A 16093-nucleotide genomic window follows, 5' to 3' on the forward strand; every position below is an offset into this window, starting at 1 on the left:
GTCAGGGGGCGGCCGCCGCCGGGCCGGGACTCGCCGCCACCGGGTCGTCCGGCGGCCGGGCACCGCGGCGGCGGGACAGCACCCCCTGGGAGATCGCCACGCCCGTCAGCACGATCAGCGCGCCCAGCGGCTGGTTCCAGATCAGGTGCTCGCCCAGGATCAGCACGCCGACCACCGTCGCCACCACCGGCATCAGGTAGGTCACCGACGCCGACGTGCTCGCGCCGGCCACCCGGATCACCCGCATGTTGAGCACGAACGCCAGCCCGGTGCCGAGCGCGCCCAGCGCCAGCACGCAGAGCACCACCTGCAGTGACAGCTGCGTCGGGGCCGGCGGCGCGCCGGCCAGCAGCGGCGCCAGCACGGCGAGCTGGGCCAGGGCCATCAGCAGCTGCCCGCCGGCGATCGACACCCCGGAGCCGGCCCGGCCGGCGATGAACTTCTTCTGGTACGGGATCGCGACGGCGTAACACATCGCCGCGCCGAAGCACATGAGCTGCCCGGTGAGCTGCGAGCCGCCGAGGTCCCGCCAGACGCCCAGCACCACCAGCACACCGAGGAAGCCGGTCGCGATGCCGGCCACCCGGCGCGGGGTCAGCGCCTCGGTGCGGAAGACCAGCACTGCCAGCGGCAACGCGACCAGTGGGGTGGCCGCGTTCCAGATGCCGGCGAGCACCGAGGAGACGCGCTGTTCGCCGTACCCGAAGAGGGTGAAGGGCACCGAGACGCCCAGCGCGGCCACGACCGCCAGATGGCCCCACAGCCGGGCGTCGCGGGGCAGCCGGTCGCGGGTCACCGCGAGCACGATCAGCAGGACCGCCGTGCCCGCGGCGACCCGGGCGAAAGTGAGCCACAGCGGGTGCAGCTCACGCACGCCGACCTTGATGAACAGGAAGCTGGTGCCCCAGATCGCGGCGAGCGCCAGAAAGCTCGGCAGCCAGTCGCGGGGCTGGGCCGTGTCAGGGGCGGTAGGGCTACGCACCCCTGACACTCTGCCGCATGGGTACGACACTTCGCTCAGAAGGCCGCCAGCACCGAACCCTGGTACTTGTCGGCGATGAACTTGCGGACCTCGGGCGAGTGCAGCAGCTTCTCCAGCTTGACCACCCGCGCGTCGCCCTCGTCGCCGGTGCGCACCACGACCAGGTTCGCGTACGGGTTGTCCTTGCCGTCCTCCAGGGCGAGCGCGTCCTGCGCCGGCTTGAGCCCGGTCTCGATCGCGTAGTTGCCGTTGATCACCGAGAGCGCGGTGTCCTCCAGGCTGCGCGGCAGCTGGGCCGCCTCGAGCGAGGAGAACTTGAGGTTCTTCGGGTTGGTGGCGATGTCCCGCTCGGTGGCCTTGACGCCGACGCCGGGCTTGAGCGTGATCAGGCCGTTCCTGGCGAGCAGGTTGAGGGCCCGGCCCGAGTTGGACGGGTCGTTCGGGATGGCCACGACCCCGCCGGCCGGCACCTCGGCCAGCGACTTGACCTTCTTGGAGTAGACGCCCAGCGGCTCGATGTGCACCGGCTTGAGCGCGGTGAACTTGTAGCCCTTGGCCGCGACCTCCTCCTCCAGGTACGGCACGTGCTGGAAGTAGTTGGCGTCGATCTGCTTCTCCCGCAGCGCGACGTTGGGCTGGATGTAGTCGTTGAACTCGACGATGTCGAGCTTGAGGCCCTCGGCCGCGGCCAGGTTGTCCTTGACGTAGGTGAGGATCTCGGCGTGCGGGACCGGGCTGACCCCGACCTTGAGGGTGTCGTCGCCGGCGGACCCGGCGGTGTCATCGGACCCGCCGCACGCGGCCAGGCCCAGGACGAGGCCGGTCGCGGTGAGCAGGGTGGCGAGCAAGCGGCGGCGCATGAGGTGGTGCCCTTCTATCGGTGGGAGAGGCGCCGGACGACGACGTCGCCCAGCGTTTGGACGGCCTGGACGAGCACGACGAGCGCGACCACCGTGGCGATCATCACGTCGGTCTCGAAGCGCTGGTAGCCGTAGCGGACGGCGAGGTCACCCAGGCCGCCGCCACCGACCACGCCGGCCATGGCGGAGTAGCCGACCAGGGCGACGACGGTGATCGTCAGTCCGGCGACCAGGCCGGGGCGGGCCTCGCGGAGCAGGACCTTGCCGACGATCTGGCGGCGGGACGCACCCATCGCCACGGCGGCGGCCACGACGTCACCGGGCACCTCACGGATCGCCGTCTCGACGATCCGGGCGTAGAACGGGATGGCGCCGATGGTCAGCGGCACGACGGCGGCGGTGGTGCCGATGGTCGTGCCGACCACCGCGCGGGTGAACGGGATGACCGCGACCAGCAGGATGATGAACGGCAGCGACCGGCCGACGTTGACGACCAGGCCGAGCAGCGCGTTGACCGGCCGGGCGGCGAGCAGCCCGCCGCGGTCGGTCAGCACCAGCAGGATGCCCACCAGCAGCCCGCCGACGGCGGTGAGCAGGGCGGAGAAGCCGACCATCCAGGCCGTTTCCCGTACGCCGGTCCACAGCAGCTCGGAAAGCTCAGCGAAGGTCATCGCCCCGCCTCCGTCACCAGGGCGCCGCGCTCGCGGAGGTGGCTCAGCGCGGCGGCATTGTCGTCGGCGCTGCCGGGCAGGGCCAGGCGCAGCCGCCCGGCCCGGGTCGCGGCCAGCGTCTCCACTGCGCCGTGCACGATGCGCACGTCGCTGTCGAACCGCCGGGCGAGCTCGGCCACGATCGGCTCGTCGGCCGCCGCGCCACTGACCGTGACGTCGACGAGCGTCTCCCCCGGCCGCGGCTCGGCCGGCGGCAGCGGGAAGAGCCCCTGGGCCAGCTCCGAACCGGGCCGGCGCAGCAGATCGGCGACCGGGCCGGACTCGATGAACCGGCCGTCGCGCATCACCGCCGCGGCGTGGCAGATCCGCTTGACCACGTCCATCTCGTGGGTGATCAGCAGGATGGTGAGTCCCAGCCGCTGGTTGAGCTCCCGCAGCAGATCCAGGATGGACCGGGTCGTCTCCGGGTCCAGCGCGGAGGTGGCCTCGTCGGAGAGCAGCACCTGCGGCCCGGCCGCGAGCGCCCGGGCGATGCCGACCCGCTGCTTCTGCCCGCCGGACAGCTGCGCCGGGTACGCGTTCGCGCGCTCGCTCAGCCCGACCAGCTCGAGCAGCTCGGCCACCCGCCGCGCCCGTTCGGCCCGCGGCACGCCGGTGACCTCCAGCGGGAAGGCGACGTTGCCGGCCGCCGTACGGGAAGCCAGCAGCGCGAAATGCTGATGCACCATGCCCACCCGCTGCCGGGCCGCGCGCAGCGGTCCGCGTTTGAGCGCGGTCAGCTCGACGCCGTCCACGACCACGGTCCCGGCGTCCGGGCGTTCCAGCAGGTTGACGCAGCGCAGCAGGGTGCTCTTGCCCGCGCCGCTCTGCCCCAGCACGCCGAAGATCTGGCCCCGGGCGACGCTGAGATCAACGCCGTCGACCGCGACAACGGCAGCGCGCCGGCGGGAGTGGTAGGTCTTGCGCAGACCCTGGATCTGAATCACGGATGCACCGTCGAATCCTATAAAGCCGATGGGTATTGCGAAGACGGAAGATAGCCCGGACCGCCGCCGCGGGTCGATGCCCGGACGGGAGTTTGTAACGACCGTCACCGCCCGGCAGACCTGACCCCGGCGGCTCTGCTACGGTGCTTTCAGGTCATGAGTGCCAGCGCGAAGCCCCGGCTTGCTGGCCGGCAACCCTTGTGTTCGCGATGGGGTGCTCCGGGTGAGGACCGGGCCGGCGTCGACACCGACGCGGGCAAGCGCGGGCCCCGGGGCGGGGTCCCCGACCTCCCGGAGGCAGCACCATGTCCCTCGTCCTGCAGCACACCGACCTCGACGTCGTCGGCGCGGAACTGAGCGTCGACCTGCCCGATGGCACGACGGTCCCGTTCGCCCACCTCGACTACGCCGCGACCGCCCCCTGCGTGCGCGCCGCCGCGGACGCCGTGCAGAGCCTGCTCCCCTGGTACGGCAGCGTGCACCGCGGCACCGGCATCCGCTCCCAGACCTCGACCCTGGAGTACGAGCGAGCCCGCGACCTCGTCGGCGAGTTCATCGGCGCCCGGGCCGGCGACACAGTGATCTTCACCCGCAACACCACCGACGCGCTGAACCTGCTCGCCCGCGCCCTGCCGCCCGAGGCCACCACGATCGTCTTCGACGGTGAGCACCACGCGAACCTGCTGCCGTGGCGCCGCCCGCTGCGACTGCCCACGCCCGCGAGCCCGGACGAGGCCGTCGCGGCCGTCGAGCGAGCGCTGCGGGGCGTACGCGGGCGGGACGGGCCGGGACTTGGCGCTCTTGGGCTGGGCGGGCCTGGGCTGGGCGGGCCTGGGCTGGGCGGGCCGGTCCTGGTCGCGGTCACCGGGGCGAGCAACGTGACCGGCGAGATCTGGCCGGTGCGGCGGCTGGCCGACCTGGCCCACCGGTACGGCGCCCGCATCGTCGTGGACGCCGCGCAGCTCGCGCCGCACTCCCCCGTCGACCTCGCCACCCTGGGCGCGGACTATCTCGCCCTGTCCGGGCACAAGCTCTACGCCCCGTTCGGCGCCGGCGTCCTGGCCGGGCGGACCGACTGGCTCGACGCCGCCGAGCCGTACCTCAGCGGCGGCGGGGCCAGCACCGCGGTCGGCGCCGCCGCCGGGGACGTGACGTGGGCCCGCGGGGCCGCCCGGCACGAGGCGGGCACCCCCAACCTGCTCGGCGCGGTGTCGCTGGCCGCGGTGTGCGCGGCGCTGCTGCGCACCGACCGCGCCGCGCTGCACGAGCGCGAGCAGGAGCTGCTGGGCCGGCTGCGGGAGGGACTGGCCGGGATCCCGGGGGTACGGACGGTGAGCGTGTTCGGCGATCGGCAGCCCCGGGTCGGCATCGTGTCGCTCGCCCTGCCCGGCCACGACACCGCGGTGATCGCCGACCGGCTGGCCCGGGAGTACGGCATCGGGGTGCGGGCCGGGTTGTTCTGCGCCCACCCGCTGACCCGGCGGCTGACCGGGGACACAGGCACGGGTGGCTGCGGCAGCGCGACGCCGGGGCTGCTGCGGGCGAGCTTCGGGCTGGGCACGACCGACGACGACGTCGACCGCCTGATCACCGCCCTCGCCGAGCTGACCGCCCGCCCCAGCTGACCGCCCGCCTGCGGCGCTTCCGCCGATCGGAGCACCCGAGGTTGGCCGGGATGCCCAGGGGTATGTGCGGCAGGTGATACGACGCATCGCACGGATGACTCCCGGCCAGCGCCAACTGACCCGGGCCGCACCGCGGACCGCCCAGGGATTCGTCAGCCACTGGACCGCGGTGGCCGGCCTGCGGCTGCACGTACGCTCCCGGGCCGCCGCCACCGGCCGGCCGTGGGTGCTGCTGCACGGGCTGGCCGTCTCCCACCGCTACCTGATGCCGACCGCCGCCGCGCTGACCGGCGGCCCGGTGCACGTGCCCGATCTGCCGGGCTTCGGCCTGTCCAGCAAGCCCCGGCAGGTCTTCGACGTCGAGCAGCACACGGCGGTCATCGCCGCCTGGATGGACACCGAGGGCATCACCGGCGCGCGGGTACTCGCCAACTCGTTCGGCTGTCAGATCGCCGTCGAGCTGGCCGTACGGCGGCCCGATCTGGTCTCCGCGCTGGTGCTGGTCGGCCCGACGGTGGACCCGGCCGCGCCCACCGCCACCGGTCAGGCGCGCCGCTGGCTGGCCGATCTGCTCTGGGAGGACGCGCGGCAGGCCCGGATCATCGCGGCCGACGTGCGCGACGCGCGGCCTCGCCGGATCCTGACCACCCTGCGGTTGTCCGTGCGTCATCGCATCGACCACCGGCTCCCGCTGGTCCATGCGCCGGTGCTGTTCCTGCGCGGCGAGCACGATCCCATCGCGCCGCCGCGCTGGCTGCGGCAGGCCGCCCGGTTGACGCCGTACGCCGTGACCGATGTCGTGCCGGCGGCCGGGCACAACGCGATCACGACCGCCGGGACCGTCGTGGCCCGGCGGGCGGTGGCGTTCGCCGCGCACAGTGCGGTCGGGAAATAGACCAATAGCGCGTTTCGGACGGTCAAGATCGGGCACCGGGGACACGGCCCGGATTCCCGGTGCCCGGTCTCGAGACGAGGACAGTAGATGGCAGTGAAGCGCCCCCGCAGGTCAGAGCCCACCGTGCCGAGCCCGGCCGCCATGGAGCCGGCAGCGACCACCCCGCTGACCGGAGCGCTGGCGCCGGAACAGGGGTTGCAGACCGGGGAGTTCCTCACGACGGCGCAGGGTCTGCGGCTCAGTGACACCGATCATTCGCTGAAGGCGGGACCCCGCGGGCCCTCGCTGCTGGAGGACTTCCACCTGCGAGAGAAGATCACCCACTTCGACCATGAGCGGATCCCCGAGCGGGTCGTGCACGCGCGCGGGGCCGCCGCGCACGGCGTCTTCCGGGCGTACGGCAGCGCGGCTTCGGTCACCAAGGCGGGCTTCCTGGCCGAGGCCGGCAAGGAGACGCCGGTCTTCGTCCGCTTCTCGACCGTGCTCGGCTCGCGCGGGTCCGCCGACACCGTGCGCGACACCCGCGGCTTCGCCGTGAAGTTCTACACCGATCAGGGCAACGTCGACCTGGTCGGCAACAACATCCCGGTGTTCTTCATCCAGGACGGCATCAAGTTCCCGGACATCATCCACGCCGGCAAGCCGCACCCGGACCGGGAGATCCCGCAGGCGCAGTCGGCCCACGACACCTTCTGGGACTTCGTCTCGCTGCACACCGAGGCCACCCACCACGTCTTCTGGAACATGTCCGACCGCGGCATCCCGCGCTCGTACCGCACCATGGAGGGCTTCGGGGTGCACACCTTCCGCCTGGTCGACGCGGACGGCGGCACCCACCTGGTGAAGTTCCACTGGAAGCCGGTCGCCGGCGTGCACTCGCTGGTCTGGGAGGAGGCGCAGCTCGCCGCCGGGGTCGACCCGGACTTCCACCGCCGGGACATGGCCGACGCTATCGACGCCGGCGCCTTCCTCGAGTACGAGCTCGGCATTCAGGTGATGCCGGACAGCGCCGAGGAGACGTTCGAGGGGATCGACCTGCTCGACCCCACCAAGATCGTGCCGGAGGAGCTGGCCCCGGTCCAGCCGATCGGGCTGCTCACGCTGAACCGCAACCCGGACAACTACCACGCCGAGGTCGAGCAGGTCGCCTTCCACACCGGCCACCTGGTGCCCGGCATCGAGGTCACCAACGACCCACTGATGCAGGCGCGGCTGTTCTCGTACCTGGACACCCAGCTCACCCGGCTCGGCGGGCCGAACTTCCCGCAGCTGCCGATCAACCGGCCGCACGTGCCGGTGAACGACAACCTGCGTGACGGGATGCACCAGACCGCCGTGCACCGCGGCATCGCGCCGTACCTGCCCAACAGCCTGGCCGGGGCCGAGGGCCCGGCCCCGGCGAGCGAGCCGGAGGGCGGCTTCGTGCACGTGCCGCGGCTGGTCGAGGGTGAGAAGGTACGGGCCAACCCGGTCTCCTTCGACGACCACTTCAGCCAGCCGGCGATGTTCTACGCCAGCCTGAGCGAGGTCGAGCGGATCCACCTGGCCGAGGCCTTCACCTTCGAGCTCGGCAAGTGCTACGAGCAGGCGATCCGCGAGCGCATGCTCGGCGTGCTGGCGAACGTGGACGCGGGCCTGTGCGCCCAGGTCGCCGCTGGGCTGGGACTGCCCGCCCCGGCCGGCACGCCGGTCGCCGAGGTGCGGGTCTCCGCCGCCCTGTCCCAGGTCACCGGGGTGCCCGGCCCGATCGCCGGCCGGGTCGTCGGCGTGGTCGCCGGTCCGAAGGCCGATCTCGCCGGGATCGGCAAGCTGCGCGACGCGCTGACGGCCCAGGGCGCCTTCGTCCGGGTCATCGCGTCGCACGGCGGCGAGCTGGTCAAGGGCCTGCGGAAGGAGATCATCGAGCGCACGCTGCTGACCACGCGGTCGATCGAGTACGACGCGATCCTGGTCGCGGGCGGCGCCGGCGACCTCGCGGACGTGAAGCTGACCGTGCTGCTGCAGGAGGCGTTCCGCCACGCCAAGGCCCTCGGCGCGTGGGGTGACGGCGTGCAGGCGCTGCGCACCGCGGGCATCGACGTGGGGGCACCGGGCATCCTGCTCGCCGACGGCATGACGGCCGCGTACCGCAAGCAGCTCGTCGCCGCTCTCGGCCTGCACCGCGTCTGGGAGCGCACCCCGCAGGTCATGGCCGCGGCCGCACCGACCGCGTAGCCGGCGGGGCTGCCGCTGCGCCGGGCCACCGGCTCAGCGCAGCGGCAGCTCCAGACTGTTCCCGCGGGTGATCGGCTGGATCCCGGTGAGGCCGTGCTCGCCGGCCCGCCGCAGGAAGGCGCTCAGCGGCAGCTTCTGCACCACGTAGTCGTCGTTGTGGATCGGGATGGTGAGCCGCGGCCGGATCAGCTCGGTCGTCGCCACGCCCTGCTTGTCGTCCATGGTGAGCAGCATGCCCATGATCTTCGTGCCGCCGAGGTGGATGATCATGGCGTCGATCTCGCCGCAGCGCCGTGGCACCTCCTCCAGGAACGGCCGATACAGCGTGTCCCCGGTGATGTAGAGCCGCAGCCGGCACCGGCCGTCCTCCTCCAGCTCCACCACCGAGCCCATCACGTCCGGCAGCAGGCGGTCCATCAGGCCGGGACCGTGCCGGCCGGGGACTGAGGTCACCCGCAGCCGCTGGCTCCCCCGCGAGAGCTCGTGGCTCTCCCAGGTCGGCAGGCCCAGGACATCCTCGAACTTGCGGCGCCGTAGCTTGCGCTGGGCCTCCCGGGTGGTGACGATCGGCGTCGTCTTCGCCACCTCGGCCGTGGCGACCCGGTCCCAGTGGTCGCCGTGGAAGTGCGACAGCAGCACCGCGTCGAGCGGCGGCAGCTCCGCGACCGAGCAGGCCGGGTCGAGCAGGCGCCGGGTCCACATGCCGTAGCCCAGGTGCACCCGGCTGCCCGCGGACACGAAGTTGGGGTCGGTCAGCAGGGTGAAGTCCCCGAGCCGCAACACGGTCGTCGCGTTGCCGATGAACGTCATGCTCGCGCGCGAGCCGTCCTGATCCATGTGTCGCGCATACCCGGGCGACGGCCGTCCATACCCTCGATCAGGCGGTAGCCGCGGCACCGACCGCGTGGCGTACGACGTCCTCGGCGTCCTGGCAGGCCTGCGGGAGCTGGTCGGCGGGCACCGGGTGGCTCAGCGCGTAGCCCTGGGCGTACTCGCAGGCCATCTCGCGCAGCCGCAGCAGCGCGGCCACGTCCTCCACGCCCTCGGCCACCATGGACAAGCCGAGGTTGTGCCCGAGGTCGATCGCGCTGCGCACCATGACGGCGTCGGGCGTGCCCGGGGTGAGGTCGCGGACGAACGTACGGTCGATCTTGAGCTCGTCGGCCGGCACCCGGCGCAGCTGGGCCAGCGAGCTGAAGCCGGTGCCGAAATCGTCGACCGACACGGTGACGCCGTGCTCGCGGACCTCGTGCAGCGCGCGGACCGCCCGGTCCGGGTCGGCCATGATGCTGGTCTCGGTCAGTTCCAGGCACAGCTGCTGCGGCGGCAGGCCGGCGGCGGCCACCGTGCTCAGCACCCGGGCGACAAAACCGGCGTCGATCAGGCAGCCGGGCGACACGTTCACCGCCACCTGGTACGTGTGCCCCTCGGCCAGCCAGCGCGCGGCCTGCCTGACCGCCAGCCTCAGCAGGTGGTCGGTCAGCCGGATCTCCAGGCCCCGGCTCTCCGCGACGGGCAGGAACGTGGCCGGCAGCAGCAGTCCCCGCTCGGGGTGCTGCCAGCGGACCAGCGCCTCGACCGAGGTCACGACGCCGTCGCTGAGGCGTACCTGGGGCTGGTAGTAGAGCCGCAGCTGACCGTCCGGGTCGCCGCTGTCGAGCAGGGCCCGCAGGTCGGCGAAGAGCTGCATCCGGTCCGGGATCTCGGCGTCCTCGGCGGCGTCGTAGACGGCGACCCCGCCGCCGTTGCCCTTGGCCCGGTACATCGCCGCGTCGGCGTGCCGGAACAGCTCGTCGCCGGCGCCGTGCAGCGGGCCGAGCGCGATGCCGAGGCTGCCGCTGATCGCCGCCGGGCCCTCGGCCAGGACGAAGTCGCGGCGCAGCGCGCCGACCAGCCGTTCGGCCAGCTCGGTGGCCTCGGCGGCGCCGGCGACGCGGGGCAGCAGCACGGCGAACTCGTCGCCGCCGAGCCGGGCCACCACACCGTCGGCACCGACCCCGGCGGCCAGCCGCCGCCCGGATTCGAGCAGCACCAGGTCACCGGCGTGGTGGCCGAGGGTGTCGTTGACGGCCTTGAACCCGTTCAGGTCGATGACCATGAGGGCCACCTGATGGCCGGTCCCCGCGGTCACACCGGCCAGGGCGGTCTGCAGCCGCTGGCCGAACAGAGTCCGGTTGGGCAGGCCGGTCAGTGGGTCGTGCAGGGCCAGGTGCCGGCTCGCCGCCGCCTGTTCGACCAGCCGCCGCTGGTAGCTCAGCACCAGGCGCAGGATCATGCCGACCAGGGTCAGTCCGACCGCGAAACCGACCGAGGTGCCGACCAGCAGCCGTACCTGGGTCCGGCGTAATGCGGACACCTGCAGCTGGGCGGCGTCGTGGTACGCCCGCGACACCTCGTCCACGTCGTCCTGCAACGTGTAGAAGGCCGGCGTCACCTCGAGGCGGTCCAGCTGGACGTGCGCGGGGTCGCTGTCGGCGATCAGCGCGATCAGCTGCTCGGCCAGAGCCTGGTACGCCAGCTGCTCGTCCCGCAACCGCAGCGCGTCCACCCGGGCCTGGCCGGTGTCCCCGGCGATGATCTGCGCCAGCGTGTCGTTCGCCGTCAGCACGACCTGGTCGAAACGCTGCTGGACAGCCACGGACGGCTCGACCTGGTAGTGCCGCAGGTTCACCTCCTGCATGGCGATCGCGATCCGCGCCTCGAAGAACAGCGAGTCGACGACCAGCGCGTGACTCTGCTGCTCGGTGGCCCGGGTGGTGTGCACCGTGCCCTGGATGACGTAGCCGGCCAGCGCCAGCAGCACCCCCGCCAGGGCAGCCGTCATCGCGACACTGCGTCCCCGGATGCGGCTGATCACGGCGGACTATTCGGCAGCGACGGGCGGTGGTGAAGGCGAACGGGCTCAGGTGACCGGGCCGGGGACCGATGAGACCCATGAGTCGAAGGACGGGGTGTGGTCCCATTGCGCAGTCGCAGAGTGCTGTCCGGCGTCGCCGTGGCTGTCGTACTGGCCGGACTGGCCGGCTGCGGCGGGCCCGCGGCCGAGACCGCGGGTGCGCCCGCGCCGTCGTCGGGAACGATCCGGCTGGGCACCCTGGTGCCGCTCACCGGGCGCAGCAGCCCGTCCGGCGAGGCCATGGTCAACGGGGCCCGGCTGGCGATCAGTGAGGCCAACGCGGCCGGTGGGATCCTGGGCCGGCAGGTCGAGCTGGCCGTCGAGGACGACGCCTGCGACCCCGGCACCGCCGTGACCGCCGCCCGGACACTGGTCGGCAAGGACATCGTCGCCTCGGTCGGCGGCTACTGCAGCAGCGCGACCGTGCCCACCCTGAAGATCTTCCGGGCGGCCGGCGTACCGATGGTCGTGGCCCAGTCCAACTCCACCGACCTGCTCGCGCCGAAATACGACAACGTCTTCCTGATCTGCGGCACCGTCACCGCCGAGGCCGACTTCGCGGTCAGCTGGATGAAGCGCCTCGGCGGGCACCGGGTCGCGGTCGTGCACGACGGCACCAGCTTCCCGGTCACCCTGGCCGAGTCCACGGCCACGGCGGCCAAACGCACCGGCGACCTGACGGTGACCGGCCAGTTCGAACTGAGCCAGGGCGCGCCGAACTACTCGCGGATCGCCGGCTCGGTGCGGGCCGGCAAGGCCGACATCGTCTACTACACCGGCTACTACGCCGAGGCCAGCCAGCTCATCAAGGACCTGCGTGGCAACGGCTTCACCGGCAAGATCGTCGTCGGCGACGGCGCGACCGACGGCCCGCTGCTCGAAAACCTCACCCCGGCGCAGTCCCGCGACGTGTACGGCACCGCACTGATCTTCCCGGAATTCCTGCCGGAGCTGGCCGACTGGTCAAAGCGCTACCAGGCGGCCTTCGGCTCCCCACCGGGACCGTCGACGGTCGAGGCGTACGACGCGGTGAACGTCGCCCTCGACGCCGTGAAGCGGGCGGGCAGCACCGACCGCGAGGCAGTCCGCAAGGCGATCGCGGCCACCGACCTGGCGGCGATGAGCGGCCCGCTGAGCTTCAACCCGGACGGCACCCGCACCACGCCGAAGTTCCTGCTGCTGCGGGCCGAGAACGGCAAGTTCGGCCTGGAACCGGCCGCCCGCTGACCGGCGGAGCGGGCGAGGTCACGGACGGCGGTAGATGCTGATCGAGTGGCCCACCGAGTCGATCGGTGCGCCGCTGCCGGCGATCAGCGCCCGGGTGCGGCCGGTCGCGCCCGCGATCGTGGAGTCGGAGACCACCAGCAGGCCGTGCACCTCGGCCGGCGGCACGCCGCGCGGGTCCTTCGCGTCGATGCCGTACGCGGCCGGCACCCCCGCGCCCTTGTACAGCAGCCAGACCGGCTCGCCGGGGTAGCGCTCGCGCAGCCGGTCGGCGACCCGGCCCAGGTCCTGCCCCCAGTCGACGTTCGAGTCGTGCAGCCGCAGGTGGGTCTGGGCCGGCCCGCCGAAGGCCTCGTTCGAGTACGGCAGGTAGTACGGGAACGTGCGTACCGAGCTGACCGCGACGAACGCCACCAGCGCAGCTGCCGTGACCTGGGTCCAGCGCGGGCGCAGGGTCACCACGGCCGCCGCGGCCACGGCCAGGAAGACCGGCAGGAAGATCGCGTACCGGCTGCCGTAGTTGCGGGCGCCCGTCATGGCCACGAGGAACAGGATCGCCGGCGTCACGAGCACGTACAGGGCCGCGACCCGCAGCCGGGCCACGGTCAGCATGGTGACCGCGCCGGCCAGCCACAGCACCAGCATCCCCAGCGGCGTCTTCACCAGCATCGCCGCGGGCAGGTAGTACCAGCGCGAGCCCCGGTACGCCTCGCCGAACAGGAAGCCGTTGAACGTCTGCTTCTCGAAGCCGAACTGGATCCGCATGCCGTCGCGGTACGGCTCCGGCATCGGCACCAGGTTCACCAGCGTCCGCTTCAGCCCGTGCAGCTCGGGCAGGCCGATCGGCGTCAGGAAGTGCAGCGTCGGATCGACGACGAGGTAGCTGACCCACACCACGGCGAGCGCGATCAGCCCGACCCCGGCCGCGGCCACCACCCCGCGCAGCCGTTTGACCGCCAGGAACGCCAGGAGCATCACCACCGGCACCGCGGGCAGCGCGCTCATCCGGGTCGCCAGGGCGGCGCCGAGCGCCAGCCCGGCCAACGGCAGGTACAGCTGCGGGCGGTTCCGGGCCCGCCAGAGCAGCCACGCGGCGGTCAGCAGGAAACCGGCCGCGGGCACATCGAGGGTGGCCAGCGACCCGTGCGCGATCAGGTCGGGCGAGAAGGAGTACAGGGCCAGGGCGAGCAACCCGCCCATCGGCCCCACCAGGTCGCGGGCGAACGCGAACACCACCAGCCCGAACAGCAGCGTCAGGATGATCATCGGGAGCCGGGCGGCGAACATCAGCTCGTACGGGTCGTTGCCGGCCTCGTAGAGCACGTACCGGCCCAGCTCGGACTGGTTGCCCCGGTAGCGGGGATCGACGTGCGGATCGGCGAACACGAGCCCGGCCGCCATGATCAGCTTGCCGAGCGGGGGATGCTCGGGGTTGTAGCGCAGGCTGTGCTGCTGAACGTAGGTGATGGCCGCGCCGACATAGACCGGCTCGTCGATGGTCGGCGTCTGCTGCACCGAGGTGACCACCATGGCAGCCGCCATCTGACCGAGCATGACCACGATGAGCAGAGCGACCAGCCACCGTCGGTGACGCCGGGGCGCGGCAACGGCAGCGGGCTGCGACTCATCGACGTCCACGGTCATCCGCAGAACCTATCCGGGCCCGGGGGCCGGACCTCGCCGGGGCAGCGGGCGGTGCCGTGGCGCACTAGGGTCCCGGCATGTCCACCGTGGCACCCCGGACCCCGACCGCGGCGGCAGCCGGGCGGTCCCCCATGAGCCGGATGATCCGGCCGCTGGTGCTGGCCACGACGTACCGGCGGGGTGCGTTCCTGCTGCTCGGCGGCGTCCTGCTGCTGCCGTACGGGCTGGTCGGGGTGGGCCTGGCCCGGCTGGCGGCCGACGACGGCACGCCGGCCGCCCTGGTCGTGGTGCTCGGCGCCGCGACCGCCGTCATCGGGCTCACCCCGCCGTTCCTGCACGGCGCGCGGGCGCTGGAGGTCGCGGCCGCCCGCTGGCTGCTCGGCGTCGACCTGCCGGACCCGCCCGCCACACCGGCGCCGGAGGCACGGGTGCGCGCGGCGCTGTGGTTCGCCGTGCATCTCGGCGTGGGCGCGATCGTCGGGCTGGCGCTGTTCGTCGCCGTGCCGGTCGCCGCGGGGCTGATCATGACGCATACCGGCTGGCCGGCCGTCGGCCTGGGACTGCTGGGCGTGGCCCTGCTGGTCGCCACCGGCTACGCGACCGCCGGGCTGGGCGCCCTGGCCGCCGTGATGGCGCCGGTGCTGCTGGGCCCGTCGGCCGACGAACGGGTCGCGGCGGTACGGGCCGAGGCGCGCAAGCTCGCCGAACGCAACCGGCTCGCCCGCGACCTGCACGACTCGGTCGGCCACGCGCTGACGGTGAGCGTGCTGCAGGCGGCCGCCGCCGGTGAGCTGCTGGAACGCGACCCGGCCTTCGCGCGCCGGGCACTGACCGCGATCGAGGAGACAGGCCGCGCCGCCATGGAGGACCTCGACCAGGTCCTCGGCCTGCTCCGCGACGAGCGGTACCGGCCCGGCCGCTCCCCCGCCGACCTCGAACCGTCAAGATCGCGCAACCCGACCCAGCCGGACCCGCGCGACCCGAGCCGGACGGACTCGCGCGACCCGAGCCAGACCTCCGCAGCCCGGCAGCCGGACCTACGTGATCTCGCCCGGCTCGCCGCCGGCGCCGGCGCACAGCTGGTGACCACCGGCACGCTCGGTGACGTGCCCGCGGAGCTGTCCCGGGAGGCGTACCGGGTCGTGCAGGAGTCGCTGACCAACGCGCTGCGGCACGCCGCGCCGGCGCCGGTGTCGCTGCGGGTCAGCGCCCGCGGCCAGGACCTGGTCGTCGAGGTGCGCAATCCGCTGCCCGGCCGCGGGCTGGCCGGGATGCGGGAACGGGTGTCGCTGCTGGGCGGCGAGCTGGTCGCCGGTCCGGACGGCGACGACTGGCGGGTACGCGCGGAGTGGCACCGGTGAGCACCCCCGCCGAGCCGATCCGGGTGGCCGTGGTCGACGACGAGGAGCTCGTCCGGATCGGGCTGACCGCGATCATCTCCACCGCCCCGGACCTGACCGTGGTCGGTGAGGCCGCCGACGGGGCCGCCGTTCCGCCGCTGCTGGCCCGCACCCGGCCCGACGTGGTGCTCATGGACGTGCGGATGCCGGCTATCGACGGCCTCCAGGCCACCCGGCACGCGCTCGCCACCGCCACCAGTCCGCCGCGCATCCTGATCATCACGACCTTCGAGCACGACGAGTACGTGTACGCCGCCCTGCGCGCCGGGGCGAGCGGCTTCCTGCTCAAGCGGGCCCGTCCGGCCGAGGTGCTGGCGGCGATCCGGGTGGTGGCGGCCGGCGAGTCGCTGCTGTTCCCGGCGGCGATCCGGCGTCTCGCGGCCGCGTACGGCAGCCGCACGCCCCCGGCCGACCTCACCGACCGGGAGGCCGAGGTGCTGCGGTTGATGGCGCGGGGCCTGTCCAACGCCGAGATCGCCGAGCGGCTGGTGCTGGGCGTGCAGACGGTCAAGACCCATGTCGGCAATGTGCTGGCCAAGCTCGGCGCCCGCGACCGTACCCAGGCGGTGATCGCCGCGTACGAGTCGGGGTTTGTGAGTCCCTCCTGAGAGGGAGCCGGTTCCCTCCCGGGCGGGAGTCGCGCCGGGCCGCGACGGACCAGGCTCATCCATGTCGGAAGTACCCGAGACCTGGAGG

Annotated in this window: 13 protein-coding genes and 1 riboswitch; of the genes, 6 read left to right on the top strand and 7 right to left on the bottom strand. The window is 73.0% G+C overall.

The annotated features are described in order from the left end of the window. Nucleotide 1: 1 nt before the first annotated feature. Genes ACQP2Y_RS28675 through ACQP2Y_RS28690 form a run of 4 tightly spaced genes read right to left on the bottom strand, consistent with a single transcriptional unit; the run spans nucleotide 2 to nucleotide 3499 of the window. Complete coding sequence (locus ACQP2Y_RS28675; protein ID WP_433718136.1) at nucleotides 2-982, bottom strand: DMT family transporter; 981 nt, start codon at nucleotides 980-982, stop codon at nucleotides 2-4. Between the two features lie 35 nt (nucleotides 983-1017). After that, nucleotides 1018-1842 carry a MetQ/NlpA family ABC transporter substrate-binding protein gene (locus ACQP2Y_RS28680; RefSeq protein WP_433718137.1) on the bottom strand — a complete coding sequence of 275 codons (825 nt, stop codon included), beginning with the start codon at nucleotides 1840-1842 and terminating at the stop codon, nucleotides 1018-1020. Between the two features lie 14 nt (nucleotides 1843-1856). Further along, a complete protein-coding gene (locus ACQP2Y_RS28685) occupies nucleotides 1857-2513 on the bottom strand; it encodes a methionine ABC transporter permease (protein WP_433718138.1) in 657 nt (218 codons plus the stop codon). Continuing rightward, on the bottom strand, nucleotides 2510-3499 hold the full coding sequence (locus ACQP2Y_RS28690; protein WP_433718139.1) for a methionine ABC transporter ATP-binding protein: 990 nt from the start codon (nucleotides 3497-3499) through the stop codon (nucleotides 2510-2512). The genes ACQP2Y_RS28685 and ACQP2Y_RS28690 overlap by 4 nt, the downstream gene beginning before the upstream one ends. A 152-nt stretch (nucleotides 3500-3651) precedes the next feature. Continuing rightward, a riboswitch (SAM riboswitch) is annotated at nucleotides 3652-3768 on the top strand. Nucleotides 3769-3804: 36 nt separating this feature from the next. Between ACQP2Y_RS28690 and ACQP2Y_RS28695 the strand changes: the two genes are divergently transcribed. The 3 genes from ACQP2Y_RS28695 to ACQP2Y_RS28705 all read left to right on the top strand — a co-directional run bounded on the left by ACQP2Y_RS28695 (nucleotide 3805) and on the right by ACQP2Y_RS28705 (nucleotide 8233). Continuing rightward, nucleotides 3805-5124: an aminotransferase class V-fold PLP-dependent enzyme gene (locus ACQP2Y_RS28695; protein ID WP_433718140.1), complete on the top strand. Its 1320-nt coding sequence runs from the start codon at nucleotides 3805-3807 to the stop codon at nucleotides 5122-5124. Nucleotides 5125-5218: 94 nt separating this feature from the next. Next, a complete protein-coding gene (locus tag ACQP2Y_RS28700; protein ID WP_433718141.1) occupies nucleotides 5219-6019 on the top strand; it encodes an alpha/beta fold hydrolase in 801 nt (266 codons plus the stop codon). An 87-nt stretch (nucleotides 6020-6106) separates the two neighbouring features. Further along, the gene (locus tag ACQP2Y_RS28705) at nucleotides 6107-8233 is read left to right on the top strand and encodes a catalase (protein WP_433718142.1); all 2127 of its coding nucleotides are present in this window, start codon (nucleotides 6107-6109) and stop codon (nucleotides 8231-8233) included. A 33-nt stretch (nucleotides 8234-8266) separates the two neighbouring features. On the opposite strand, the gene ACQP2Y_RS28710 is transcribed toward ACQP2Y_RS28705, so the two are convergent. Together ACQP2Y_RS28710 and ACQP2Y_RS28715 are read right to left on the bottom strand one after the other, a co-directional pair. After that, nucleotides 8267-9070, bottom strand: a complete 804-nt coding sequence (locus ACQP2Y_RS28710) for an MBL fold metallo-hydrolase (RefSeq protein ID WP_433718143.1) — start codon at nucleotides 9068-9070, stop codon at nucleotides 8267-8269. 40 nt (nucleotides 9071-9110) lie between these two features. Further along, on the bottom strand, nucleotides 9111-11057 hold the full coding sequence (locus ACQP2Y_RS28715; protein ID WP_433718144.1) for a putative bifunctional diguanylate cyclase/phosphodiesterase: 1947 nt from the start codon (nucleotides 11055-11057) through the stop codon (nucleotides 9111-9113). Nucleotides 11058-11195: 138 nt separating this feature from the next. On the opposite strand from ACQP2Y_RS28715, the gene ACQP2Y_RS28720 reads away from it, so the two are divergent. Further along, nucleotides 11196-12356: a branched-chain amino acid ABC transporter substrate-binding protein gene (locus ACQP2Y_RS28720; RefSeq protein ID WP_433718145.1), complete on the top strand. Its 1161-nt coding sequence runs from the start codon at nucleotides 11196-11198 to the stop codon at nucleotides 12354-12356. Between the two features lie 18 nt (nucleotides 12357-12374). Here ACQP2Y_RS28720 and ACQP2Y_RS28725 read toward each other — a convergent pair whose 3' ends face one another. Then, nucleotides 12375-13997, bottom strand: a complete 1623-nt coding sequence (locus ACQP2Y_RS28725) for a glycosyltransferase family 39 protein (RefSeq protein WP_433718146.1) — start codon at nucleotides 13995-13997, stop codon at nucleotides 12375-12377. Nucleotides 13998-14074: 77 nt separating this feature from the next. Here ACQP2Y_RS28725 and ACQP2Y_RS28730 point away from each other — a divergent pair, with 77 nt between their 5' ends. Both ACQP2Y_RS28730 and ACQP2Y_RS28735 read left to right on the top strand, forming a co-directional pair. Beyond that, complete coding sequence (locus ACQP2Y_RS28730) at nucleotides 14075-15358, top strand: sensor histidine kinase (RefSeq protein WP_433718147.1); 1284 nt, start codon at nucleotides 14075-14077, stop codon at nucleotides 15356-15358. Further along, entirely contained in the window at nucleotides 15355-16005 is a 651-nt protein-coding gene (locus ACQP2Y_RS28735; RefSeq protein ID WP_433718149.1) for a response regulator, read from the top strand. Before ACQP2Y_RS28730 ends, ACQP2Y_RS28735 begins: the two co-directional genes overlap by 4 nt. The last annotated feature ends 88 nt before the right edge of the window (nucleotides 16006-16093 follow it).

Source organism: Actinoplanes sp. CA-051413 (genome assembly GCF_050955795.1).
Lineage (GTDB): Bacteria > Actinomycetota > Actinomycetes > Mycobacteriales > Micromonosporaceae > Actinoplanes.